This window comes from Candidatus Omnitrophota bacterium (assembly GCA_016929445.1).
Lineage (GTDB): Bacteria > Omnitrophota > Gorgyraeia > JAFGIU01 > JAFGIU01 > JAFGIU01.
The window spans coordinates 1-23,309 of sequence record JAFGIU010000110.1; the positions used below are offsets into that span (position 1 = coordinate 1).

Genomic DNA, 23,309 nt, shown 5'->3' on the forward strand with positions numbered 1-23,309 from the left:
GGTCTACCGGATTCACGCGTATTTCAGCAGCGCCGGCGGTGTGGAGGTGGGCGCCCCCGTGCGTGTGGCCGGCCTGCAGGTGGGCCAGATAGAAGATATCGTGATGCTCGAGGGGCAGGAACGTGAGGAAGGCATGAATATTATTATGATTAGCCGCCTCAAGAAGGGCGTCCGCATCCCCCGCAACTCCAAAGCCTATGTGAACACACTCGGACTCTTGGGTGAAAAGTATCTGGAGATCTATCCGGGGCTGGGTGAGGACTATCTTCAAGACAGCGACATTCTCAAGGGCGTGAACCCGGTGCCCATGGAGCGTATGGCAGAGGCAGGGTACAAGGCCGTCGGGGAGTTCCAGGAGCTTGTGCGTTCCCTAAATGATGTCGTGGGGGATCCTGAGGTCAAGATGCAGATCAAGGGCATTATTGCCAATGGCGAGGAGTTGACCGAGAACTTGAACGATGCGGTGGTCAATTTTAACGAGATCCTGTTGAAAGTGAACCGGGGGGAAGGATCAATAGGCAAGCTGTTTTTGGATGACGAACTTCATAAGGAGGTGGTTGATTTTGTGAAAGATCTGAAAGCGCATCCATGGAAATTACTGCGAAAGGACGTTTCTGACAAGTCTCCGGACAATAAGAAAGACAAGTATCCATCTTCTAATTTCAATACCCGGTAGGAGACATCCATGACTGTATTCATTCTGAGGTTATTTTTTGTGGTGCTTTCGGCTTTTGTCGGCGCGCAGCTGACAGAGGTTTTTGACGGCCCTAGTGACTGGGTCCTAAAGTCAATCGGGGCGGGAATTGCCGTGGGTGTTGCGGTAGTCGCCATTATTATTGAGTACTCTTCCAAGAACATTTCAGTCCGGGGGCTTTCGGCCGCTGTGTTCGGGCTTTTGTTCGGTTTGATTATGGCCAAGCTGGTCACGGATGCTTTTTATTTGGTGCCGCTGAACGACCGCTTTTCAGCCATTCTCAATATTAGCGTACTGCTCATCTTCTGTTATTTTGGTATGGTTGTGGCTGTGCGGGGGCGGGACGAGTTCAAAGTGGTTATCCCCTATGTGCGGTTCGAACAGCAGAATCAAGTGGGCCAACTGATTGTGCTGGACACGAGCGTAATAATCGACGGCCGGGTCCTGGATATTGCCCAGACGCATTTTTTGGACGGCACTTTTGTGGTGCCCCGTTTTGTGCTCAAGGAGCTCCAGGCCGTTGCCGACAATCCCAGTCCGCTTAAGCGCAATCGCGGGCGGCGCGGATTGGAGATCCTCAATAAGCTGCGGCGCAGTGAATTTGCCGAAGTGAAGATCCATGACGAAGATTTCCCGGCGGTGGCCGAAGTGGATGCCAAGCTGGTCAAGTTGGCAAAAGTCTTGGATGCCAAGGTTTTGACCAATGATTACAATCTCAACAAAGTGGCCGAGCTTGAGAATGTAATTGTCCTCAATATCAACGAGCTGGCCAATGCGCTCAAGCCGGTGGTGTTGCCCGGAGAGAGTCTCGAAATCAAGCTGGTCAAAGAGGGGAAGGAGTACAATCAGGCGGTGGGCTATTTGAGCGACGGAACCATGGTCGTGGTTGAGAATAGCCGGAACTTGATTGGAAAGACGGTGAATACAATCGTGACCAGCGTATTGCAGACCTCTGCAGGGCGGATGATCTTTTCCAGGGTCGACGAAGGAAACGGCGGGGAAGGAAAAATTACGTAAAGTGGATGCCGTGGCTGTTGTCGTCGCAGCCGGCGAGAGCCGGCGCATGGCCTCCAGGGGGGACAAGCCTTTTCTCCCATTAGGGGGAAAGCCTTTGCTTTTGCATTGCCTCGAGACGCTCACTCGCGCTCCCTCGATTTCCCACTGTGTGCTCGTGTGCCGCTCCGGCCAACTGGAGACAGTTCGCAGGCAAATCCTGGATCTAATGCCGGATTCAGACAAGATTTGGCTTGTGCCCGGGGGGGCCATGCGTTCGGATTCGGTCTGGGAAGGACTGCAGGCCTTGCCCGGGAATCCGGCCTACGTTCTGATCCACGATGGAGCCCGGCCTTTGATTACGGTAGAATTTGTGGAAACCCTCTTGGCCGAGGCCCGTATCCGGAAGGCTGTGGTGCCTGGGTTGGCGGTCAAAGCCACCCTCAAGCAGGTGGATGAAAACGGCAGGGTGCTGGCCACCCTGGAGCGTTCCTCTTTAAGGGAGATCCAAACTCCGCAGGTCTTTGAGTGCTCCTTAATCCTGGATTGCCACCGGGCGGCACAGGAAAAGGGATTCAAGCCCACGGACGACGCGGCCCTGGTGGAGGCCGCAGGCCACCCTGTTTACGTGGTGAAGGGGGATCCCTTCAACCTCAAGGTGACCTCTCCCGAGGACCTGCCCGTGGCTGAACGCTACTTGGCCGAGCTTCAGAAAAGGAGTTAGAGCATGCCCGCATTGCGGATTGGATTAGGACACGACTTGCACCGTTTGGAATCCGGGCGGCCTTTTGTCCTGGGGGGCGTGAAAATTCCGCATGAGCGCGGGCCGCTTGGGCATTCGGACGGGGATGCGCTTTTGCACGCCGTGGCCGATGCTCTCTTAGGAGCCCGGGGCTTGGGGGATATCGGGACTTTCTTCCCGCCCGGCGAGGCATTGACTGCGGGCATGGATAGTCGGAAACTCTTGGAGGAGGTTAAGTGCCGGGCCTTGGGCAAGGATTGGCGGGTCCTCAATGTGGATACGGTCATTGTGACGGATGAGCCCCAAATCGGCCCGCACCGTGAAGCAATTGCGCAGTCGCTCGCCCAGCTCCTGGAGATCGATCCAAGCTGCGTGGGCGTGAAGGCGAAATCGAGCGAAGGAGTGACTCCGGAGAGCGGCGGCGCAGCGTTATCGGCCTCGGCGGTGGTACTATTGGAAATGCGGGAGGAATCATAGTGGCTTTGGGATTGGGAATATTTCTGGTTGTCTTGTTTGGAATCACCGCGATGCTGCGCTGGGGTTTTGCCGATGAAATCAACGCGGCCATGGAGCGCGATCCGGCTGCGCGCAATCCGTGGGAGATTTTGCTTACTTACTCCGGCGTGCACGCGATTATTCTGCATCGTATTGCGCATGCTCTGCTCAACCGGCGAATGCGCTTTTTTGCGCGCTGGTTGTCCCAGATCTCCCGTTTCATGACGGGAATTGAGATACACCCCGGGGCACAGATCGGAGAGGGACTTTTTATTGATCACGGAATGGGAGTGGTCATTGGCGAAACGACGGTTATTGGAGAGGACGTGACTCTCTTTCAGGGCGTCACTTTGGGAGGGACCGGCAAGGAAAAGGGGAAGAGGCACCCTACCTTGGGCAGCCGTATTGTGGTTGGTGCGGGCGCCAAGGTTCTGGGGAATATTACCATTGGGGATGACGTGAATATCGGCGCCAATGCCGTGGTCATCAAGGATACTCCTCCGAATGCAACAGTGGTGGGCGTGCCCGGCCGTGTTGTGCGGCGCAAGGGCAGGCCGGTTCATGAAATTTCGATGGATCATGTCCATCTGCCCGATCCGGTGCTCGAGCGGTTGGAACGTCTGCAACACGAAATTGATTCCATCGAGGCTCACATACGTTCGCTGCACCCGCTGCGTCCCGAAAAGCCTGAAAGCGGCAAGTAGCGTGACAATCTCCCTCAAAAATACCCTGACACGTCAGAAGGAAGTTTTGGAGCCCCTGGAAAAGGGGCATGTGCGCATCTATGTCTGCGGGGTTACGACTTATGACGATGCCCATGTGGGCCATGCGCGCGCGGTCTATGTTTTTGATGTGCTCCGGCGTTTTCTCAGACACCAGGGCCTGAAGGTGACTTTGGTCCGGAATATCACCGACGTGGACGACAAGATTATTGAACGCGGTAAGCAAGTGATGTCCGATCCGGACTCGCCTCTGCGCGCGGAGAGCGCTGCTGCTGCGGCAGCGAAAGTGGCTGCTTATTACACAGAGCGTTTTCATGAGGACATGAGGCAGTTGGGATTGGAAAAGCCCGATGTGGAACCCAAGGCTACCGAGCATATCCCTGAGATGATTGAGATGATCCGGACCCTGATAGAAAAGGGAATGGCTTACGCGGCCGAGGGTAATGTGTATTATCGCGTTTCGGGTTTTGAGGAGTATGGGTGTTTATCCGGCCAGAGCCGGGAACAGATGATTAGCGGAGCGCGCGCGGAAGTGGGCGCGGGCAAGCAAGATCCTTTAGATTTTGCTTTATGGAAAGCTTCCAAGGAGGACGAGCCTGCTTGGGAGAGCCCCTGGGGGCTGGGACGCCCGGGTTGGCACATTGAATGCAGCGCGATGAGCATCAAATACTTGGGTGAAGATTTTGATATCCACGGCGGCGGGCGTGACCTGATTTTTCCGCATCACGAAAATGAAATCGCTCAGTCCCGGGCGGCCACCGGCGCCGAGTTCGCCCATATTTGGTTGCACAATGGATTGCTTTCGGTGGACGGGCAGAAGATGTCCAAGTCTTTGGGTAATTACGTGAGTATCTCGGAATTCCTCAAGCAGTATCCGGCTGAGGTGCTCAAGCTCTTTTATGCGTCGAGTCATTACAGCAGCCCCTGTGACTATACAGAGGAAAAACTCAACGAACACTTGCAAGCCCTGCAACGGCTCTACTCTGTTCTGGCTAAAGTCGATAGCTGGGCTCTGCAGCATGCACTGGAGGGGGATCCGGCTTCCGCCAACGGCTCGCTGGAGAAGTTGGATGCCTTTCGTGTGAGGTTTGTGCGCGCCTTGTCCGATGATCTGAATACGCCTGTGGCTTTGGCTGCGCTCTTTGATCTTGCAAATGCCGTGGACCGAACGCTTGGGGACCTAAAGATTCCGGGGGCAGCCAAAGGGAAGTGGCTTAAGGCTGCACGCAGCCTGATGTCGGAGCTCGGGGGCTTGGTCGGTATTTTGAGTATGGCGGAATGGGGAGGACCAACGGACCGGGAGATTTTATCCAAGGTAAAAGAACGTGGCCAATCGCGCACGGATAAGGCCTTTGCCAAGGCCGACGAGATCCGTGAAGAGTTGTCTTCGGCGGGGATTACTCTGGAAGATCAACCGGACGGGACGTCATTGTGGTGGAGGAAATTGCGCTGAAGAAAGGTATATTCATCACATTGGAAGGGCCGGACGGCGGGGGAAAGACCACGCAGCTCAGGCTTTTGACGCGGGCCCTCAGCGATGCGGGCTTGAACGTCTACACGAGCCGGGAGCCCGGCGGCACGCCTGCGGCCGAGGCCATCCGGCGCTTGCTCCTGAGCGGCAAACACGACCTGACTCCTGCGACCGAGGCCTTCCTCTATATGGCCGCGCGCGCACAGCACGTCCGGGAGCGGATTTTGCCGGAACTCGCGGGCGGCGCCGTGGTGCTTTGCGATCGCTTTGTGGATGCCACTCTGGCTTATCAGGGTTTTGGTTCGGGTTTGCCTCTAAAGGATTTGGAGGGAATGGTTCCCTTGGCCGTGGCCGGGCGCATGCCGGACCTGACGATTCTTTTGGATGTCAAAGCCGGAAAGGGGCTCTCCCGCGCGCAGGGTACGGACCGGATGGAGCGGCGCGGCAAGGTTTTTCACGAACGAGTTTACCGAGGGTATTTGAAGCTGGCCCAGCGCGAACCCAAGCGCATTCGAGTGATCTCCGGCCAAGGCACTCCCGCGGAGATCCGTGACCGCATTCTCCAAACCCTTTGGCCTTTTCTTAAACGCCGCAAGGCAAGTCTGAACTGGAGCGGGAGCCGTGGATGAGTTGAGGATCCCCTACGAGGATCAGGCTGCATATAAGAATTTGGCTGCTTCATTGCGGTTGGGGCGGATGGGAACGGCCTATGCGATTGATGCCTGTCCCGTTGCAGCCCAAGGCCCCTTTGCCTGGGAATTGGCGCAAGTGATCTTGAGGCGTCCCGGGGCAATGGGCGAGGATTTGCTTGGCCGGCGGGTGAAACAGGGAAACCATCCGGATCTTCTGATTCTGGAAGGCACGGGGGCCTCGGGCCGGATCCGTATCGAACAAATACGGCAGTTGCAGGAAAGGATTTCCCTGCGGGCCTTTGAGGCTGAATCCAAAGTTGTGATTGTGCTTCGTGCCGAGGAAATGGTGGAGCAGGCTGCCAACTGTTTTTTGAAGACTTTGGAAGAGCCTCCCGGTCCTTGTGTGTTTCTTTTGATGTGTGCGGAGAGCTCCAGGTTGCTCCCCACGGTGCGCTCTCGTTGCCAAGTGCTTCGCTATCAACGTTTAGGCGTGGGGCCTCTCTCCAATTGGCTTCAAGCTAATGGGGTGGAAGCGGTGTCTGCGCAGGTTGCAGCTGCCTTGGCGGAAGGAGAGGCTTCCACTGCCTTGGGCTGGTTGCAGGAGGAACGCTGGGCGGCGCGGCGCCAGGTACTCGAAGTGTTGACGCATCATGCAGGGCTCTTGCACCAGGATGAAGAAAAAGCTTTTGCGCCGCTCAGTCCGGGTGAGATTTTGTGTGTGGTCTCGAGTTGGGTGCGGGATCTGTGGGCCTCCAAGTTGGGGATTGCCCCGGAGCACTGGGTCAATCGTGATGACGTAGCCCTGATTAGGCAAGTGGCTGATTCATGTTCGATCGAGATTCTCTCTGGTACATTGGAGGTTTTGGAACAGTCCGGCACTGATTTGAGCGGGAACGTTAATCCGAAATTTATTTGGCACAAAGTGTGGGATTCTGTGAGTTTGATTTTGCCGCAGGCAATGAATCGATAGAGAGAAGAAATGGCAGAGAAGAAAATCTACATAACGACGCCTTTGTATTACGTGAATGCGGAACCCCATATCGGGCACGCCTATACCACCGTGGCCGCGGATGTGCTTAACCGGATGTACCGTCTCTGTGGGCGGGAGACCCATTTCTTGACCGGCACGGACGAACACGGCCAAAAGGTGCAGGAGGCAGGGGATAAGGCCGGTCTTTCCCCTATTGCCTTTGCCGACCAACTTGTGGATCGTTTTAAGGCCTTGTGGGAGCTTTTGGGCATTGAATACCAGGATTTTATCCGCACCACGGAGGAACGCCATATCCGTGTGGTTCAGCATGTGTTGCAGACGCTCTACGATAAAGGTGAAATTTACCCGGGGGACTATCACGGCTGGTACCATACCGCGAGCGAGACCTTTTATACGGAACTGCAAGCTAAAGAGGCGCGCGCCGGGGACCCGGATCTTGAGCTCATCGAACTCACGGAGCAGAATTATTTTTTCAGGATGTCCGCGCACCAGGATTGGCTGGTGGAGCACTTGGATGCAAATCCGGATTTTATTGCCCCGCAAAGCCGCTTCAATGAAACGCGTTCCTTTCTCAACGAACCCCTTCAAGATCTGTGTATTTCAAGACCCAAGTCGCGTTTGTCTTGGGGGATTCCATTGCCTTTTGATCCGGAGCACGTGACGTATGTATGGTTTGATGCGCTGATCAATTATATTACCGCAGCGGGGTATCCGGAGAATACCGGCTGCTTTGCGGCGCTTTGGCCTGCAGATCTGCATTTGGTGGGCAAGGATATCCTCCGGCAGCATGCGGTGTTTTGGCCGGTCATGCTGCATGCTCTGGGGCTGCCTCCTCCCAAGAAAGTTTTTGCCCATGGGTGGTGGACACTGCAAAACGAAAAGATTTCCAAGTCCAAGGGGAACGTGATCAATCCCGTTGATTTGGTGCAGGCCTATGGGGTGGATGCCTACCGCTATTTTCTTTTGCGGGAAGTTCCCTTCGGGGTGGACGGTGCCTACAGCGAAAAGGCCCTTGTTCAACGCATCAACAGCGATTTGGCCAATGATCTGGGCAATATTGTGCACAGGGTCCTTTCCATGGTGGAGCGGTATTACGAGGGTGTGGTGCCTGAACCTTTAATGGGCGAGGGTCAAGGGGAACCCTGGCTGGAGCTCGGCCAACGTTGCTTGGATTCAGTGGACAAAGGGCTGCGGCAGGTGAGCTTTGTGACCATGCTTGACGCGATCTGGGGCCTGATTGCCGCCGCCAACAAGTATATCGACACTGAAGCGCCCTGGGCTCTTGCCAAGAATGAAGATCCGCATCTTGCCACTGTTCTTTTTGAAATGGTTCAAGTGGTGGGTATCGTAACCCTCTTAGTCTCTCCATTTATGCCGGGCACTTCCGAAAAGGCTTGGGAGCTGTTGGGCCTAAAGGAAAAGCCGCAGGAGCGTTCCATTAATGCCGCGATTCAGTGGCCTTTGGTGATGCCCGGTACCCAGACCCGCAAAGGTGAACCGCTGTTCCCCCGCATTGAAGTGTAGGTTCTCAGAACAATTTTTCCACACAGAGGGAGGGTCAGGCGCCGTGCTCAAACATCCTCCCTGCGCCCCTTTGTAACGCGGAACTAACGTGACAATATTTTGAGACGTGGCAACCGGGTCGCCGCTTCGGCCCCTCCGGCGGACGACGTGGGCTTGCTCGGAACTGCGCGCGGCATCCTGCCCTCCCTCTGCGTGGACAAACCTGTTCCTTTGTGTGTTGGAGTGCCCCCCTAACCAAACAAGCGGATTGCCCCACCGCTCGGCCAACAACAAACCACTCGTCAGTCTGTATGCTCCAGGAGAGGGACGGCGCCTCACGGAGGAGCTCAAAATCGCTGAAGCCATAAATGTCTTGGTCGCGTGTGCCCTGCGATTTTGGGCAGCCCCCCGTACTTCACCTATTGAGGAACAGATTAGATAAGGCGATCCGGAGTGAGGTGACCGGCCCGATCCTTGGGTAATGCAGACCCGATACCCCTACCAAAGGGGACGGTTCTCGCACAAATTATTGCTGCAGAAAGGCTAAGCGAGACCTGTCCCTAACCTCAGAGGGGAGAAAGCGTTCAGGCGATTCTAAGCGTCGTGGGAGTGTTGGTTCTTGGTTTCGATGCCGAGGTGGGCATTGCGTTCGAGGATCCGGACAAAGGCATCCACGACCTTGGGATCGAATTGCGTTCCGCGACAGCGTTTCAGTTCCGCAATGGCCTGCTCTTTAGTGAGAACTTTGTTGTAGGGGCGCTGGGTGGTCATGGCGTCATATGCATCGGCAACCGCGGTCACGCGCGCTCCCAGATGAATCTTCTCATCCTTGAGACCCGCCGGATATCCCTTGCCGTCCCAGCGTTCGTGTTCCTGCAGAATAATCAGTTGGACCTCGCGGAGAAACTCCAGAGGTTCGAGGATCTTTGCGCCGATAGTGGGGTGTTGCTTCATTTCGCTCCACTCCTCGGGGTTGAGCGGGCCCGGTTTGAGCAGGACTTGATCCCGCACTCCGATCTTTCCCACGTCGTGGAGCTGGCAAGCCAGCCGGATATCGCGCATGTCTTCCGGCCCAAGCCCCATCTCCTTTGCGATGAGCATGGCATATTCACTGACATCGCAGGAGTGGTGTTCCGTGTAATGATCCTTGGCGTCGAGTGCGGCCAGCAGGGAGCGCACGGAATTGACATACACCTTCTGGAGATCTTCGTTGAGCAGGGCCACCTGCCGCGTTTTTTCCCGGACCCGCGCTTCGAGTGTGCGGTTCCATTCCTCGATTTCAGCCTTTGCCCGGGTGAGGGCAATGGCTTTTTGTCTGAGGTGGATGGCAAGGTAAGAAGTGATGTATCCGGTCAGGGCCATCACAACACAGGCTGTGATGGCGGTCATGAGCATGTAGCCGAAATCAGTGTGGATGTTCGTGAGTGGATAGGGGAGCATGCCCCAATGCGGAATAAGGCCCAGGTATTCAAGGAAGAGGGTGCCGGTATAGCTGACACAGCAGGAGACGGTGAGGATCAGGGATTGGCCCCGGGGAAGCACGAGCCCGCCCATGATAATGACCAGGGGCAGAAAAAACGCGGCAAAGCTTTCGATGCCGCCGGTCAGATGAATTACAAGGGTCAGGAGCACGACATTGAGAAGCTGTTGTCCTAAGTAAAGGTACCTGGGGTCCACAATGGGTTTGTGTTCGACCAGCCAGTGGGTGATCTCATCCGTGACAAGATAAATCGCCAGAAGGATTGCCAGCGAGAACAGAGGCGCGCACAGGAGTCCAAGCAACTGGAGAATGATCAGGAGCCCAAAGAGGGCGGGAATCATGAGTTTACGGACAATGCGGTCAATCCGGACCAGGTCGGCAAATTCATTGCCGTTCATCTTGTTTGGAATCTGGGGCATGCGTGAGGCTCCAGTGAAGGTATAAAGAACCGAAGTATTGTGTATAGATATGTTAAATTTAGCATCCTCCGATTGGACGCGTCAAGGCAGTATGCTATAAGTATACCCATGCAAACGCTCAACTTGTGGTGTGGTCTTGAACCTGTTTGACTCTCACTGCCATCTTAACTTGCCCCCTTTGAACGAAAACCTGGATCTATTCCTGGGGCGCGCGCGGAATGCCGGGGTCAAGGACATGGTCGTGGTGGGCATTGATTTGGAGAGCAGCCGCTCAGCCATTGAGCTGGTGTCCCGGGCTGAAGGTTTGCGCGCGACCGTGGGCCTGCATCCGCATGAAGCCAAGTCTTGTGATGAATCCTTGATGCACGAATTGAGGGCTTTGGCCCAGGATCCGGGCGTTTGTGCGATCGGGGAGATTGGTCTTGACTATTACCGGTGTTTGTCCCCGGTTGAGGATCAGATCCGGGTCTTTAAGGCCTTTCTAGACCTGGCAACCGAACTTCATCTGCCTGTGGTGGTGCATTGCAGGGATGCGCAGAAGGACATGGTCCGGCTCTTGCGCGAACGGGAGCCCCTGGCTTTTGAAGGGGTCATGCATTGTTTTTCCGGGGACCTGGAGTATCTGCAGGCAGTCCTGGATCTGGGTTTTTATGTCTCCTTTGCCGGGAATTTGACTTACCCCAAGGCCGGGGAGCTTCGGGCAGCGGCAGCTCTTGTGCCTGCGGACAGGATTCTGTCGGAGACCGATAGCCCCTATCTCTCTCCTCAAACGTGCAGGGGGCAGACCAACGAACCGGCCCATGTCTTGGAGGTCATCGAATGCTTGGCCCAAGTGCGCGGGGCCGAGCTTCAGGTCATGGCAGAGCAGACCTGGGGAAATGCCGTGCGGCTCTTTGGAAGGACGGCTTTATGAGACTGGCCGGTCTAGGGCGTTTCTTGAGGCGCGAATGCTTGGCTCTCGGGTTACTCGCCCTCTTGCTGACCGTGGTTTTAATGCCTGCTCCCGAGCCTGCGGGAGAGCCGACCTGGGATTTCGAGTCGCGTCTCATGCACTCCGAATTAGAGCAGGAGTTTGTTCAGAGCGATGCGGACCTGGAGGCTCTGTTCCAAACTCGGCCGGACTTGGCCGCTGCGGCCTCGTTCTTGACCTTCTTGGGTTTGGGTCTTTTCAGCGCGGGCATTATCCTCAATATTATTTGGTTGGTAGCGCGTATTCGCAGGCGTCCGGAATCTCCGCTCGGCTCTGGTTTGAACGCTCCGGGGGCGCATTGGAGCTTTTGGGACGCCTTTCGCCTGGCTGTGTTGGTATTGGGTTTTGGCTACCTCCTGCAATCCTTAGGCATGGTGGCCGCGGAGTCCCTCAAACTCCAATGGCTGGACGAAAACGCGGTCTTGGTTCTGGGGACCTCCCTGGTGGATATCTTGGTGGTGCTTTTTGCCTATGACCTTGTGGTGGTGCGCCAGGGTTTGAGTCTTAGGGACCTGGGGATTGCGTGGGACCATTTGGGCGCCCGGCTCTTGGCAGGTTTCAAAATCTATGCGTTCTTTGTTCCGATTCTGCTTCTGGGGAGTTTGATTGTGGCGTGGGTGGCTGATTTGCTTCAGTATGATGCGCCCACTCAGGCTGCTTTTGAGCTCCTCTATTCCGAAGAGCGCGGCGCCATGCTGACCTACTCCACCCTTTTTGTGGTCCTCATGGGGCCTGTGTCCGAGGAGATCTTCTTTCGCGGGGTGGCCTATCCGGCGCTCAAAAAATATATGGATTGGCGGCTTGCCCTGGTCCTGGGCGCAGCGCTGTTTTCAGTTTTGCACGGGGATTGGTTGACTCTGTTGCCCATTACCCTGCTTGGAATTGCGCTGACCTTAATCTATGAGAGGACAGGGTCCCTGATCCCCGGAATCCTGATTCACTCGGCGCACAACTTGGCTATGGTTGGAGGAGTTTTTCTTTATAAGGAACTGGCTCGCTTGGCAGCGGGCGGAGGGCTTTGAGATGTTAATCAAACCGGTGAAGTGGTCCGGCAATCGATTGCTGTTATTGGACCAAACGCAGCTTCCGGAAAAAGTGGTTTGGAAACGGATGGAATCGGTCTCCCGGCTGTGTGAGGGGATTCGCGCTCTGCGTGTGCGCGGGGCTCCGGCTATTGGAGTGGCAGCGGCCTACGGAGTCGCTCTGGGTGCGGCCTGCGCGCGCGGCCGGTCTTTGACTTCCAAAATCAGGGCGGCGCGCCTCTCGATCCCGCAACTTGCGGCAACGCGGCCCACGGCCCGTAACCTGTTTTGGGCACTGGAGCGCATGCGGGAGGCGCTTGAAAGGGCGGCTGTGTCTGAAACAACAAGTGCAGGCTTCTTGAACAAGCTGCTTGCGGAGGCCCGGTCGATCCAGGAAGAGGACTTAAGGGCCTCAGTAGACATGGCGCGTCATGGGGCCCGGCTCTTCAAGAGCGGGGACGTCATCCTGACACATTGCAATACCGGAGGATTGGCTACTGCGGGCGGGGGCACGGCCCTGGGTGTTGTGGCAGAGGCTTGGAAGCTCCGCAAGGGAATTCGTGTTTATGCGGATGAGAGCCGCCCTCTTTTACAGGGCAGCCGGCTTACGGCCTGGGAATTGATGCGCGCCGGGATTCCTGTCACACTGATCTGCGACAGCACTGCCGCCTCTTTGATGCGCGCGGGTGTTGTGACCCGGGTGATTTTGGGAGCAGACCGCATTGCGGCCAACGGCGATGTGGCCAATAAGGTGGGGACCTATTCGGTAGCGGTCAACGCCAAATACCACGGGATTCCCTTTTATGTGGCGGCTCCGTGGTCTACCGTGGATCTTTCGCTCAACGGGGGAGACGAAATTCAAATCGAGGAACGCGGTGAAGAAGAGGTGACCCGCTTTGGCCTGAGGCGCACCGCACCCAAGGGAGTGAAGGTTTACAACCCCGCCTTTGATATCACTCCCAATGCGCTCGTTTCAGCCATTATTACAGACCGGGGAGTTGTTGAGAGACCGTATAGAACGAATTTGAAGCGATTGCACAGAAAATTCAGGGAGCCAGGGACGTTTCTCGAAGGTTCTTAATCAACCAGACGCGTCCCTGTAAGAATCATGGCAACAGAACTCGACCTGATACGACAGCTCAAGAAGAGTACCCCGGCCGGTCCGGATATTATCGAAGGCATTGGCGACGATACTGCTGTACTCAAGTGGGACTCTCAACACTATTTGTTATGGACCGCTGACTTTATGGTGGAGGGGAAGCATTTTCGTTTGCCCAAGGACGGGGCGCGGCAGGTGGGGCGCAAGGCCCTGGCTTGCAGCTTGAGTGATATCGCGGCTATGGGCGGGATTCCGACTGCCGCGCTCTTGAGTGTGGGCGTGCCCAAACGCAAGGCTTCGTTTTTGTTTCCTGAGATTTTGGGCGGTGCCAAAGCTTTGGCACGGCGCTTCGGTGTCTCCATTGTCGGAGGAGATCTGGTGTCTTCCGAAAAGGTCGCGATCGATTGCACGGTTTTGGGCAAAGTGGAGCACTCGAAGCTGGTGCTCCGCAGCGGGGCGTGTGCCGGGAATGGTCTTTGGGTCACAGGTAAGCTGGGCGGGTCATTGAGCTCCGGCCGCCACCTCAAGTTTATTCCCCGGATCAAAGAAGCCCGGATCCTGGGTGAATGGACCCGGCCTCTGGCCATGATGGATCTCTCGGACGGATTGGCCCTGGATCTGGTGCGCCTCGCAGAGGCGAGCTCTGTAGGAGCCGTTGTCTGGCCGCAGCAGATTCCTTTCTCGCGCAGCTCCGTGACTTTGAAAAAGGCCCTTTGTGACGGAGAGGACTTTGAGCTCTTGGTGTGTCTGCCTTCGGGGTTGGGAGAGGACTTCAAAATGCGTTTCCGGAAGGAGACGGGTACCGGGATCACACAGATCGGAAAGATCCTCCCGCGAGCCGGCGGTTTGTATTTGGAAGACGAATCAGGACAGCGCCGCCCGTGGCCCAAGGGAGGGTATGACGCCTTTGCAGACTGAGCTCTGTTTTCCAAGTGCCTATCATTGTGCGCGGGCCGGCCAGCGTCTGGGCAAACATCTTTGTGCGGGGGATGTGCTTGCTCTGAGCGGTCCCCTGGGTGTGGGAAAGACCGTTTTTGCCAAGGGCGTGGCCTTGGGTGCGGGTGTTCCTCATGCGACCCGCGAAGTGGCCAGTGCTTCCTTTATTTTGCAAAATGCACACCAGGGCCGGCTTGAATTCCAGCATTGGGACTGGTATCGCATCGGAGCTGTCGATGAGCTGAACGAAGTGGGTTGGGGGGCGGCTTGTGCTTCTGAGGCTGCTTTGTTTGTGGAGTGGGCGGATCTTTATCCCGAGGCCGTGCCTGAGGACAGCCTTTGGATCGAACTGAGTTATGTGGAGTCCAATGAGAAGGGGAATCATGCGCGCCGGGCAGTGGCCCGGGCCACAGGGCCTCGCAGCGCGCGACTCCTAAAGGAATGGTCAGAGCATGAAAGTACTGGCATTTGACAGCAGCGACGCCTATTTGACGGTGGCGGTGTGTGAAGATTCGCAGGTTCTTGCGGAAACCCACCGGCTTGGGCCCAGGACCCATGCTTCTGTCCTGGCCCCCACCATTCAATCCACCCTTAAAGATCTGGGGCTTGGGATCAGGGAGCTCGATGCCGTTGCCGTGGGTTTGGGGCCCGGCTCGTTTACGGGCACCCGTCTGGGTTTGGCCACTGCGCGCGGATTGGCCCAGGCCATTGAACGTCCTTTGATTGGGGTGGGGTCCTTGGAAAGTGTGGCCCAGGCTTTGGGAGAGGAGTGCGAGTATGCGGCAGTCCTGGTCAATGCCGGAAGAGACCGGATCTATGTGGGGCGTTTCCGAAGAGATCGAACAGTCTGGAAGCCCGATGCTCCCTATGCTTGCGTTAAGGAGGAGGAGTTGGATATCGGAGCCGGTGCGTTTTACTTGAGCGGCTCCGCGCTTGCGACGCGCGCAGACGCACTGCGGCAGCGCTTTGCAGGAAAGGCGCGGGTGGTTGAGGAAGGTCTTTGGTATCCTAGGGCAAGATGGGTGGCCCAAGTGGGATTACGTCATTGGAATTCCGGCCAAAGGCAGGAATTTCTCGATCCCATGGATCCCATTTACCTGCACCCCGATTGGCCGGGATGTAAAGCAGGAGAGATTAGCCCGGATCCCAAGTACCAGGAGGATGACGGTCAATGAGCGGACCGATCATGCGCGGCCGTCCCACGTGGATAGAAGTCGATTTGGCAGCCGTGCGTTCCAATTTAGGTGTTTTGAGAGATGTGGCGGGGCCGGGCGTCAGCATCCTGGGTGTGGTCAAGTCCAATGCCTATGGGCACGGTCTGGTGGAGGTGGCGCGCACGCTTTCGGGACAGGGGATTGAGTTCCTGGGCGTGTCCAATCTGGACGAGGCCCTGGTCCTGCGCGAATCCGGCATACAAACCCCGATTCTTGTGCTGGGCCCGATTGAGGAGGGGGCCCTTCCGGAAATCATCGGCAAACGCATCTGTCCCACGGTGGTCACCCCGGGACGCGTCAAAGAGCTGCAGGCTCTGGCCGCAAAATACGGCGAAGAGATTTGTGTGCACGTGAAGGTGGACACGGGCATGGGGCGTTTGGGCGTGCGTTTGGAGAGTGCGCAGGATTTGATTCGCCAGGTCAGCGAAGCCCGGGGCTTGAGGTGCGAGGGGATTTACACACACTTTGCATGCGCGGATATGGACATGGACTTTACCCGGGTGCAGATCGAGCATTTTCAGAAGCTGCTCAGCGCTTTGGGGCGGGAAGGCCGCCAGATCCGTCATGTGCATTCCGCCAATTCCGCGGCCACCTTGCGCTGGCCGTGGACTCACTTCAATATGGTCAGACCCGGTTTGGCCCTGTACGGGCTGCGGCCGGGCCCCCTTCCCGAGGCCGCACGCTATGTCTCCCGCCTCAAACCCGCCCTGAGTTTCAAGACCCGTATCTCCGGAACCAAGTTCATGAAGCGCGGGGAATCGATCAGTTACGGGCGCACCCAGGTGCTCCGCCGGGATTCCTGGGTGGGGATTTTGCCGGTGGGCTATGCAGATGGCTATCCCTTTGCCGCGGCCGGCCGGGCCCAAGTCCTCATTGGGGGCAGGCGTGTGCCTGTGCTGGGCCGGATCACTATGGACTTGATGGCCGTGGACCTGGGTTCACAGCCTTTGGCAGGCCCGGGTGAGGAAGTGGTACTCCTGGGACGGCAGGGTTTTGAGCGTTTGGGCGCCGAAGAGTTTGCCACTTGGGCCCACACCATCCCTTATGAAATCGTGTGCGGGTGGAGCCATCGCTTGCCCCGGCATTTTGTGGGGGCAGAGGAAGCCTCCGGGCACGCGTTGACGGCTCAAAGCAGCGTGCTATAATATCCGGTGCTCGTGGCCGCGGGCAATAATTGTAACTCATGGCAACACTAGGAGTAAGGGGATGAAAAAAACCGGCGCGGACATTTTGGTGCAGTGCCTCCTGAACGAAGGCGTGGAGATTGTCTTTGGCTGCCCGGGCGGCGCGAATCTGCCGATTTACGATGCCATGTACAGGGCCGGGGTCCGCCACATTTTGGTGCGCCATGAGCAAGGCGGCGCGCACATGGCCGACGGGTATGCGCGGGCCACAGGCAAGGTGGGTTGTTGTATGGCGACTTCCGGGCCCGGGGCCACGAACCTGGTCACCGGCTTGGGCACGGCCAATATGGATTCCGTGCCTGTGGTGGCTATCACCGGGCAGGTCAAGAGCTGGCTCATCGGAAACGATGCCTTTCAAGAGGCCGATGTCGTGGGCATTACGCGGCCGGTCACCAAGCACAATTACCTGGTTAAGAATGTGGATGAACTGGCTCAAACCATTAAGGATGCCTTCCACATTGCGCGCACAGGCCGGCCTGGGGCGGTGCTTGTGGATATCCCTTCGGATGTGCAGTTGGCGGAGACCGAATTCATCCAGCCCCGGGAGGTTTCCCTGCCGGGATACAAGCCCCGTGTCGAGGGGCACCCGGGCCAGATCCAGCGGGCCATTGACGCCTTGAATGCCGCGGAGCGCCCGGTGCTTTATGTGGGTGGCGGGGCGATCAGCTCCGGAGCCTGTCCGGAATTGTTGGAATTGGCTGAGAAGGGACGCATCCCCGTGACTTGCACCACCATGGGCTTGGGGGCCTTTCCCGGAGGCCATGAATTGTCTTTGGGCATGTTGGGCATGCACGGTTCGCAGTATGCCAACAATGCGGTCCAGGACTCGGATTTATTGATTGCGGTTGGCGCGCGTTTTGATGACCGCGTGACCGGGCAGCCCGAGACCTTTGCTCCGCAGGCCAAGAAGATCCACATTGATATCGACCCGGCGGCGATCAGCAAGACTGTGCCGGTGGACATTCCGATTGTCGGGGATGTGCGCGATGTGCTCGTTCAGTTCAACCGGCAAATCAACCGGGAAGAGCCCACCGAGTGGCTGAATCAAATCGAGAAGTGGCGCAGGCAACACCCGCTCAAATGGAAGTCCGAAGACGGGAAGCTGCTTCCCCAGTACGTGATCCACCGCATCAGTGAAATGACTCAGGGCAATGCCATTGTGGCTTCAGATGTGGGGCAGCACCAGATGTGGGTGGGGCAGTATTATCGCTTTAACCGGCCGCGCCATTTTTTGCAGAGCGGCGGGTTGGGCACCATGGGTTTCGGATTGCCGGCGGCGATCGGGGCTGCATTTGCGGGATTACCGGATCCTGTTGTGTGTATTTCCGGCGACGGCTCCATCCAGATGTGCATTCAGGAATTTGCCACTGCGGTTTACCACCGCTTGCCCGTGAAGCTGTTTATCATCAACAATGGCCACCTGGGCATGGTGCGGCAGTGGCAGGAGTTGTTTTACGGCAATCGCATTATGGCTTCCGACATGACGGGCAATCCGGACTTTGCGCGGGTGGCCGAGGCCTATGGCGCCGTGGGTCTGCACGTGGAACACGCCGAAGAAGTGGACGCTGCAATTGATAAGGCGCTGTCCACCAAAGATAACCTTGTTGTGGTGGACTTTATTGTAGAGCCCTACGAGAATGTCTGGCCGATGGTCAAGCCCGGGACGGCCATCAATGACATGATGGGCACCATCAGCGAGATGGCTTAGCCCCGAGCGGGCGAGGGAAATTCCGGATAGGAGGATTCAGTGTCCAGTACCACTGTTTCATCGAGTGCGGTTGGAACGCTCTCAAGGGTGATCGGGCGTCATACGGTCGGGGTATTGGTGGCGAACCGTTTTGGTGTTTTGGCTCGGGTATCCGGGCTTTTCAGCGCGCGAGGATTCAATATTGCCTCCCTGGCTGTGGGGGAGACTGAGGACCCCAGTGTTTCACGCATGACCATTGTGGTGGAGGCTGACGGGCCGACACTGGAGCAAGTCAAGAAGCAGCTCAACCGGCTTATTGACGTCATTAAGGTCCAGGAGCTGACAAGCGACGGCATGGTGGACCGCGAGCTCATCATGATCAAGGTATCGATTAGCCCGGAAACCCGCACGGAGATCCTCCAGATTGCCGAAATCTTCAGGGCCAAGGTAGTGGACATCAATCAAAAGAGCTTTATCATTGAGGCCACCGGGGATGAAAACAAAATCGTCGCGCTTGTCGAACTGCTCCGGCCTTTCGGGATCAAGGAAGTTGTCCGGACAGGACGCATTGCCGTGAGCCGGGGACCTAAGACAATCGCTTGATTTCTGAGAGTTCGATGCCTGAGTCCACAGGCTGTCATCCCCGCGCAGGCGGGGATCTGGTTGCTTGACTCTTGTCCGGGGACACGATGTTTCAGTTTGAACTGACAAATTGTGTCCCCGTGATCTCATACACGAAGGAGAACTAAAGTGGCTAATGTTTATTATGATGACGATGCAGATCTGAAGTATTTGGACGGGAAAAAAGTCACCATCATCGGTTACGGAATCCAGGGGCGGGGCCAGGCGCTGAACCTCAGGGACTCCGGGGTGGAGGTGATTGTGGCCCAGCGCAAAGGCGGGCAGCATTACCAGGATGCGGTGGATGACGGTTTTGAGCCTGTGAATGCCGCTGAAGGCGCGAAGGCCGGTGACGTGATCCAGCTCCTGACCCAGGATGTCTTGCAGGCACAGATTTACGAGGAGTCCGTGAAGCCCCATTTGAAGGAAGGCGACGCGCTGGTCTTCTCTCACGGTTTCAATATCCGCTTCCGTTCGATTGTGCCCCCGGAGAATGTGGATGTCTTTATGGTGGCGCCCAAGGGTCCGGGCAGCCTGGTGCGGCGTCAATACGAGATCGGCCGGGGGGTTCCGGCTTTGGTGGCTGTGGAGCAGGACTTCACCGGTGAAGCCAAACAGACGGCCTTGGCTTATGCCAAAGCGATCGGCGGAACGCGCGCGGGCGTTATTGAAACAACCTTTGCCGAAGAGACTGAGACAGATCTCTTTGGCGAGCAAGCAGTGCTTTGCGGCGGCACGAGTGAACTCATCCTTGCGGGCTTCGAGACACTCATTAATGCGGGATATCAGCCGGAGATTGCCTACTTTGAATGCCTGCACGAGCTCAAACTCATTGTAGACATGATCTACGAGCAGGGCATTCGGGGCATGCGCCAGCGCGTTTCGGATACGGCCAAGTACGGCGACCTGACGCGCGGCCCCCGTGTGATTAACGACAAGACGCGTGAGGAGATGAAAAAAATTCTCCAAGAGATCCAGTCAGGCAAGTTTGCCCAGGAATGGATCCAGGAGAACAAGGATGGCGGAAAGCGTTTCCGTGAATTACTGGAGCGCAACAAGAACCATCAAATCGAGCAAGTGGGGGAAAGTCTCCGCGAGCTCATGAGTTGGACCAAGGAAGAAGTCAAGAGCTAAAGAATCGAGCTGGGTGTTCATCACCCGAGTGTCGTGTTGCGTCATGGCGAGCAAAGCGTGGCCATCTTTGTGGGACAATGATCCCTTCGCGGAGTTTACCCCAAGCGCAGCGCGGTGGCTCGGGATGACGCCACAGAGCAAGTCAATACTGGATCCCCGCCTGCGCGGGGATGACAATGGAGGAAAAAATGAGTCCGGGAAAGCGGCGAGTCAAGATCTTTGATACCACATTAAGAGATGGTGAGCAGTGTCCGGGAGCCAGCTTGGAAACCAAGCAAAAGCTAGAAGTGGCCCAGCAGCTTGCCCGTCTCGGTGTGGACGTGATCGAGGCCGGCTTCCCGATTGCCTCTCCCGGCGATTTCGAAGCCGTCAAGGAGGTGGCCTCCAAGGTTAAAGGCCCGGTTATTTGTGGTTTGGCGCGCGCTATCAAAGGAGATATTGACGCAGCCTATGAATCCCTGAAGCCGGCCAAGCAACCGCGTATCCATGTGTTTCTGGCCACATCCAAGATCCACATGCAGTACAAATTGAAGAAGGCCGAAGAGGAAATCCTGCGCCAGTCCGTACGCATGGTCAAATACACGCGCGGCCTGGTTGAGGATGTTGAGTTTTCGCCGGAAGACGCATCGCGCACGGAGCCGGACTTCCTCTATAAGGTAATCGAATCCGTGATCGATGCAGGGGCGAGCACGATCAACATTCCGGATACGGTGGGCTATGCGCTGCCTGAACAGTTCGGTGAATTGATCGCAGGCATTTTCAACAACGTCCCCAATATCAATAAGGCGATCATCAGCGTGCATTGTCACAATGACCTGGGTTTGGCAGTGGCCAATTCCCTGGCTGCGATCCGGAATGGCGCGCTTCAGGTCGAGTGCACGGTCAACGGGATCGGAGAGCGGGCCGGTAACGCATCCATGGAAGAAATCGTCATGGCCCTGCGGACGCGAAGCGATGTTTACAAGAATGTGACCACAGGGATCCATACCAAAGAGATCTACAAAGCCAGCCGTTTGGTCAGCCAGCTCACCGGGATGGTGGTGCAGGCCAACAAGGCGATCGTGGGTGCGAATGCCTTTAGCCATGAGTCCGGGATCCATCAGGATGGAGTGCTCAAGGAGCGCATTACCTACGAGATCATGCATCCCCGCGATATCGGGCTGAGTGAATCCCGTTTGGTTTTGGGCAAACACTCGGGCCGGCACGCGTTTTCAAAGCGTATCCAGGCTCTGGGCATGCAATTGGACCCCAAGGCGCTGGAACAGGCCTTTGAGCGCTTCAAGAAACTGGCGGACAAAAAGAAGGAAGTCTATGACGAAGACCTGGTGGCTATCGTAGAGGACGAGATCAATGAGATTCCCGAAACTTGGCAGCTGGATTATATCCATGTGAGTTCCGGGAACCATACGATCCCCACGGCCACGGTCCGTTTGAAGAGGGACGGGGAAATGTTCCAGGATGCCTCTTCGGGAGACGGGCCCGTGGATGCTTGCTACCGGACAGTGGATCGCATTACCGGTTTTAAAGGAGAGCTGATCGATTATTCCATTCGCGCGGTCACTGAGGGCAAGGATGCCCTGGGTGAGGTCTCGATCAAAGTGAAGTTGCGCGGTCAGATTGTCACGGGTCGGGCAGCCAGCACAGATATTGTCGAAGCGAGTGTGAGGGCCTATCTCAATGCCGTTAACAAAGCGGTTCATTTGGTGCCGGCTAAGCGGGCTGCCAAAGAATCGCTCACACAACCGTAGAAAATGGCCAAGGACTCTACCCGCCTTTATGGAGTGATCGGGTATCCGATCCAACACAGCCTGTCTCCCGCGATTCACAATGCGGCCTTTGCCGCAGTGGGGATGGATGCTCTTTATACCAAATGGGAAGTGGCGCCGGGCCGGCTTGGCCGCACACTCAAGCGCCTTCACCACGAAGGCGTGCAGGGTCTGAACATTACTTTGCCGCACAAGGTGGCGGCCTTGAAGGCGGCTTTGCGGGTGAGCGCGCGCGCCCGGGCAGTGGGCGCGGCCAATACACTCAAGCGAACCCCCAAGGGCTGGGAAGCGGACAATACCGACGGCTTCGGATTCCTCAGAGCACTTTTGGAATCCAGCTCCTGGCGGCCCAAAAGCGGGAAGGCTCTTCTGCTGGGAGCAGGCGGGGCCGGTCGTGCGGTGTCTTCGGCCCTGCTCGATGCCGGATGTGAGAACTTGGTGATTGCCGATTGGTCCAGAGGCCGGGCCTCGGCTTTGGTGCGGCGGCTGCGTGCACGCAAGAAGACGGCAAGAATTGTCTCTGTGGCCATTGAGCCTGGGGCCCTGATGGAGGCCTTGGATCCTCGGGGCCTGCTGGTGAATGCGACTCCCATGGGACTTAAAGCAGGGGACCCCTTACCCTTTCCTGCCAAGGGGCTGGGACGCGGGAACACGGTCTTTGATTTGGTGTACAACCCGGTACGCACCCCGCTCATTCAGGCTGCCGGGCGGGCCAAGGCAAAAGCCGTGACAGGAGAAGGCATGCTTCTGTATCAGGCTGTGGAGGCTTGGGAATCTTGGACCGGGCTCAAGGCGCCGGTGAGTGTGATGCGAAAGGCCTTGATGCAGGCCCTATAGAAGGAAGCTTGTGGAGACCTTGATTGCCGTTTATGTGTTTTGTTTCGGCCTCCTTGTGGGCAGTTTTCTCAATGTCTGCATTTGGCGCTTGCCGCGCGAAGAATCTGTAGTCAAGCCGCGTTCCCATTGCCCCCAGTGCAGTGCGACTATCGCGTGGTACGACAATATACCGATCCTGAGCTTTGTGCTTCTGAAAGGGCGTTGCCGTCACTGCAGTGCGCGCGTGAGCTGGCGCTATCCCGCGGTGGAACTTCTGAACGGCTTGCTCTGGTTAGCTACTTATCAGCTCTTCGGGCTTCAGCCCGTCACCTTGGTTTATATGGCATTAATCTCTGCGTGCATTGCCGTGACCTGGATTGACTGGGAACACCAGATTATTCCGGACGAGATCAGTCTGGGAGGTTTGGTGTTGGGACTTTTGTTGAGCGCTCTTCTCCCTCAACTTCACGGGGCCAGTTCGGTGAGTAGCTCACTCCTGCGTTCCATGATGGGAATTCTTGCGGGAGGCGGAAGTCTGTACTTGATCGGCGTGATCGGAGAGATCATTTATCGCAAGGAGGCCATGGGCGGAGGCGATGTGAAGTTTCTGGCCATGGTCGGTTCTCTCTTGGGCTGGCAAGGGGTCATTCTGATTTTCTTTCTGGCCCCGCTCTTCGGATCGGTGGTCGGGCTGATCATGCGTTTTAAGATGAAGACC

General features: G+C 56.8%; 23 protein-coding genes. 22 read left to right on the top strand and 1 reads right to left on the bottom strand.

Translation table 11 applies throughout. The features are described 5' to 3' along the window. The 9 genes from JW937_08650 to metG form a co-directional block, all read left to right on the top strand. Nucleotides 1-676: MCE family protein (locus JW937_08650; protein MBN1587474.1), on the top strand; the 676-nt coding region annotated here is incomplete at its 5' end. Nucleotides 677-685: 9 nt separating this feature from the next. Continuing rightward, a complete protein-coding gene (locus JW937_08655) occupies nucleotides 686-1,711 on the top strand; it encodes a PIN domain-containing protein (protein ID MBN1587475.1) in 1,026 nt (341 codons plus the stop codon). Nucleotides 1,712-1,721: 10 nt separating this feature from the next. After that, nucleotides 1,722-2,411: a 2-C-methyl-D-erythritol 4-phosphate cytidylyltransferase gene (gene ispD, locus JW937_08660; protein MBN1587476.1), complete on the top strand. Its 690-nt coding sequence runs from the start codon at nucleotides 1,722-1,724 to the stop codon at nucleotides 2,409-2,411. Between the two features lie 3 nt (nucleotides 2,412-2,414). Then, nucleotides 2,415-2,906: a 2-C-methyl-D-erythritol 2,4-cyclodiphosphate synthase gene (gene ispF / locus JW937_08665; GenBank protein ID MBN1587477.1), complete on the top strand. Its 492-nt coding sequence runs from the start codon at nucleotides 2,415-2,417 to the stop codon at nucleotides 2,904-2,906. A 50-nt stretch (nucleotides 2,907-2,956) separates the two neighbouring features. Further along, complete coding sequence (gene cysE, locus JW937_08670) at nucleotides 2,957-3,628, top strand: serine O-acetyltransferase (GenBank protein ID MBN1587478.1); 672 nt, start codon at nucleotides 2,957-2,959, stop codon at nucleotides 3,626-3,628. 1 nt (nucleotide 3,629) lies between these two features. Further along, nucleotides 3,630-5,099: a cysteine--tRNA ligase gene (locus JW937_08675; GenBank protein MBN1587479.1), complete on the top strand. Its 1,470-nt coding sequence runs from the start codon at nucleotides 3,630-3,632 to the stop codon at nucleotides 5,097-5,099. 8 nt (nucleotides 5,100-5,107) lie between these two features. Further along, nucleotides 5,108-5,746: a dTMP kinase gene (gene tmk, locus JW937_08680; protein MBN1587480.1), complete on the top strand. Its 639-nt coding sequence runs from the start codon at nucleotides 5,108-5,110 to the stop codon at nucleotides 5,744-5,746. Continuing rightward, nucleotides 5,739-6,719 carry a hypothetical protein gene (locus JW937_08685; protein MBN1587481.1) on the top strand — a complete coding sequence of 327 codons (981 nt, stop codon included), beginning with the start codon at nucleotides 5,739-5,741 and terminating at the stop codon, nucleotides 6,717-6,719. Before tmk ends, JW937_08685 begins: the two co-directional genes overlap by 8 nt. A 9-nt stretch (nucleotides 6,720-6,728) precedes the next feature. Next, nucleotides 6,729-8,264, top strand: coding sequence for a methionine--tRNA ligase (gene metG / locus JW937_08690; protein ID MBN1587482.1), 1,536 nt, complete (start codon nucleotides 6,729-6,731; stop codon nucleotides 8,262-8,264). 573 nt (nucleotides 8,265-8,837) lie between these two features. On the opposite strand, the gene JW937_08695 is transcribed toward metG, so the two are convergent. Beyond that, entirely contained in the window at nucleotides 8,838-10,142 is a 1,305-nt protein-coding gene (locus JW937_08695) for an HD-GYP domain-containing protein (GenBank protein ID MBN1587483.1), read from the bottom strand. Nucleotides 10,143-10,284: 142 nt separating this feature from the next. Between JW937_08695 and JW937_08700 the strand changes: the two genes are divergently transcribed. From JW937_08700 to JW937_08760, 13 genes are all read left to right on the top strand, one after another. Continuing rightward, entirely contained in the window at nucleotides 10,285-11,055 is a 771-nt protein-coding gene (locus JW937_08700; GenBank protein ID MBN1587484.1) for a TatD family hydrolase, read from the top strand. After that, entirely contained in the window at nucleotides 11,052-12,134 is a 1,083-nt protein-coding gene (locus tag JW937_08705) for a CPBP family intramembrane metalloprotease (protein ID MBN1587485.1), read from the top strand. Before JW937_08700 ends, JW937_08705 begins: the two co-directional genes overlap by 4 nt. A 1-nt stretch (nucleotide 12,135) precedes the next feature. Beyond that, nucleotides 12,136-13,215: an S-methyl-5-thioribose-1-phosphate isomerase gene (mtnA, locus tag JW937_08710; protein ID MBN1587486.1), complete on the top strand. Its 1,080-nt coding sequence runs from the start codon at nucleotides 12,136-12,138 to the stop codon at nucleotides 13,213-13,215. Nucleotides 13,216-13,242: 27 nt separating this feature from the next. Next, the gene (locus tag JW937_08715; protein MBN1587487.1) at nucleotides 13,243-14,151 is read left to right on the top strand and encodes a thiamine-monophosphate kinase; all 909 of its coding nucleotides are present in this window, start codon (nucleotides 13,243-13,245) and stop codon (nucleotides 14,149-14,151) included. Further along, nucleotides 14,132-14,641, top strand: a complete 510-nt coding sequence (gene tsaE, locus JW937_08720; protein ID MBN1587488.1) for a tRNA (adenosine(37)-N6)-threonylcarbamoyltransferase complex ATPase subunit type 1 TsaE — start codon at nucleotides 14,132-14,134, stop codon at nucleotides 14,639-14,641. Before JW937_08715 ends, tsaE begins: the two co-directional genes overlap by 20 nt. Continuing rightward, a complete protein-coding gene (tsaB, locus tag JW937_08725; protein ID MBN1587489.1) occupies nucleotides 14,622-15,344 on the top strand; it encodes a tRNA (adenosine(37)-N6)-threonylcarbamoyltransferase complex dimerization subunit type 1 TsaB in 723 nt (240 codons plus the stop codon). Before tsaE ends, tsaB begins: the two co-directional genes overlap by 20 nt. Next, nucleotides 15,341-16,528 carry an alanine racemase gene (alr, locus tag JW937_08730; protein ID MBN1587490.1) on the top strand — a complete coding sequence of 396 codons (1,188 nt, stop codon included), beginning with the start codon at nucleotides 15,341-15,343 and terminating at the stop codon, nucleotides 16,526-16,528. The genes tsaB and alr overlap by 4 nt, the downstream gene beginning before the upstream one ends. Nucleotides 16,529-16,589: 61 nt before the next feature. Next, a complete protein-coding gene (ilvB, locus tag JW937_08735) occupies nucleotides 16,590-18,275 on the top strand; it encodes a biosynthetic-type acetolactate synthase large subunit (protein MBN1587491.1) in 1,686 nt (561 codons plus the stop codon). Between the two features lie 87 nt (nucleotides 18,276-18,362). Continuing rightward, nucleotides 18,363-18,857, top strand: coding sequence for an acetolactate synthase small subunit (gene ilvN, locus JW937_08740; protein ID MBN1587492.1), 495 nt, complete (start codon nucleotides 18,363-18,365; stop codon nucleotides 18,855-18,857). 147 nt (nucleotides 18,858-19,004) lie between these two features. Next, the gene (gene ilvC / locus JW937_08745; GenBank protein MBN1587493.1) at nucleotides 19,005-20,009 is read left to right on the top strand and encodes a ketol-acid reductoisomerase; all 1,005 of its coding nucleotides are present in this window, start codon (nucleotides 19,005-19,007) and stop codon (nucleotides 20,007-20,009) included. Between the two features lie 188 nt (nucleotides 20,010-20,197). Continuing rightward, nucleotides 20,198-21,757: a 2-isopropylmalate synthase gene (locus JW937_08750; GenBank protein MBN1587494.1), complete on the top strand. Its 1,560-nt coding sequence runs from the start codon at nucleotides 20,198-20,200 to the stop codon at nucleotides 21,755-21,757. 3 nt (nucleotides 21,758-21,760) lie between these two features. Beyond that, nucleotides 21,761-22,612 (top strand): shikimate dehydrogenase, encoded by an 852-nt coding sequence (gene aroE / locus JW937_08755; GenBank protein MBN1587495.1) that lies wholly within the window; start codon nucleotides 21,761-21,763, stop codon nucleotides 22,610-22,612. Nucleotides 22,613-22,622: 10 nt separating this feature from the next. Further along, a partial coding sequence (locus JW937_08760; GenBank protein ID MBN1587496.1) for a prepilin peptidase occupies nucleotides 22,623-23,309 on the top strand: 687 nt, incomplete at its 3' end.

Bases quoted from the DNA above. Each gene is read 5' to 3' on its own strand.
- mtnA (MBN1587486.1), top strand. From the start codon at position 12,136: ATGTTAATCAAACCGGTGAAGTGGTCCGGCAATCGATTGCTGTTATTG.
- ilvB (MBN1587491.1), top strand. From the start codon at position 16,590: ATGAAAAAAACCGGCGCGGACATTTTGGTGCAGTGCCTCCTGAACGAA.
- JW937_08695 (MBN1587483.1), bottom strand. From the start codon at position 10,142: ATGCCCCAGATTCCAAACAAGATGAACGGCAATGAATTTGCCGACCTG.
- cysE (MBN1587478.1), top strand. From the start codon at position 2,957: ATGCTGCGCTGGGGTTTTGCCGATGAAATCAACGCGGCCATGGAGCGC.
- ispF (MBN1587477.1), top strand. From the start codon at position 2,415: ATGCCCGCATTGCGGATTGGATTAGGACACGACTTGCACCGTTTGGAA.
- JW937_08750 (MBN1587494.1), top strand. From the start codon at position 20,198: ATGAGTCCGGGAAAGCGGCGAGTCAAGATCTTTGATACCACATTAAGA.
- JW937_08705 (MBN1587485.1), top strand. From the start codon at position 11,052: ATGAGACTGGCCGGTCTAGGGCGTTTCTTGAGGCGCGAATGCTTGGCT.
- JW937_08715 (MBN1587487.1), top strand. From the start codon at position 13,243: ATGGCAACAGAACTCGACCTGATACGACAGCTCAAGAAGAGTACCCCG.
- aroE (MBN1587495.1), top strand. From the start codon at position 21,761: ATGGCCAAGGACTCTACCCGCCTTTATGGAGTGATCGGGTATCCGATC.
- tsaE (MBN1587488.1), top strand. From the start codon at position 14,132: ATGACGCCTTTGCAGACTGAGCTCTGTTTTCCAAGTGCCTATCATTGT.
- tsaB (MBN1587489.1), top strand. From the start codon at position 14,622: ATGAAAGTACTGGCATTTGACAGCAGCGACGCCTATTTGACGGTGGCG.
- metG (MBN1587482.1), top strand. From the start codon at position 6,729: ATGGCAGAGAAGAAAATCTACATAACGACGCCTTTGTATTACGTGAAT.
- alr (MBN1587490.1), top strand. From the start codon at position 15,341: ATGAGCGGACCGATCATGCGCGGCCGTCCCACGTGGATAGAAGTCGAT.
- JW937_08655 (MBN1587475.1), top strand. From the start codon at position 686: ATGACTGTATTCATTCTGAGGTTATTTTTTGTGGTGCTTTCGGCTTTT.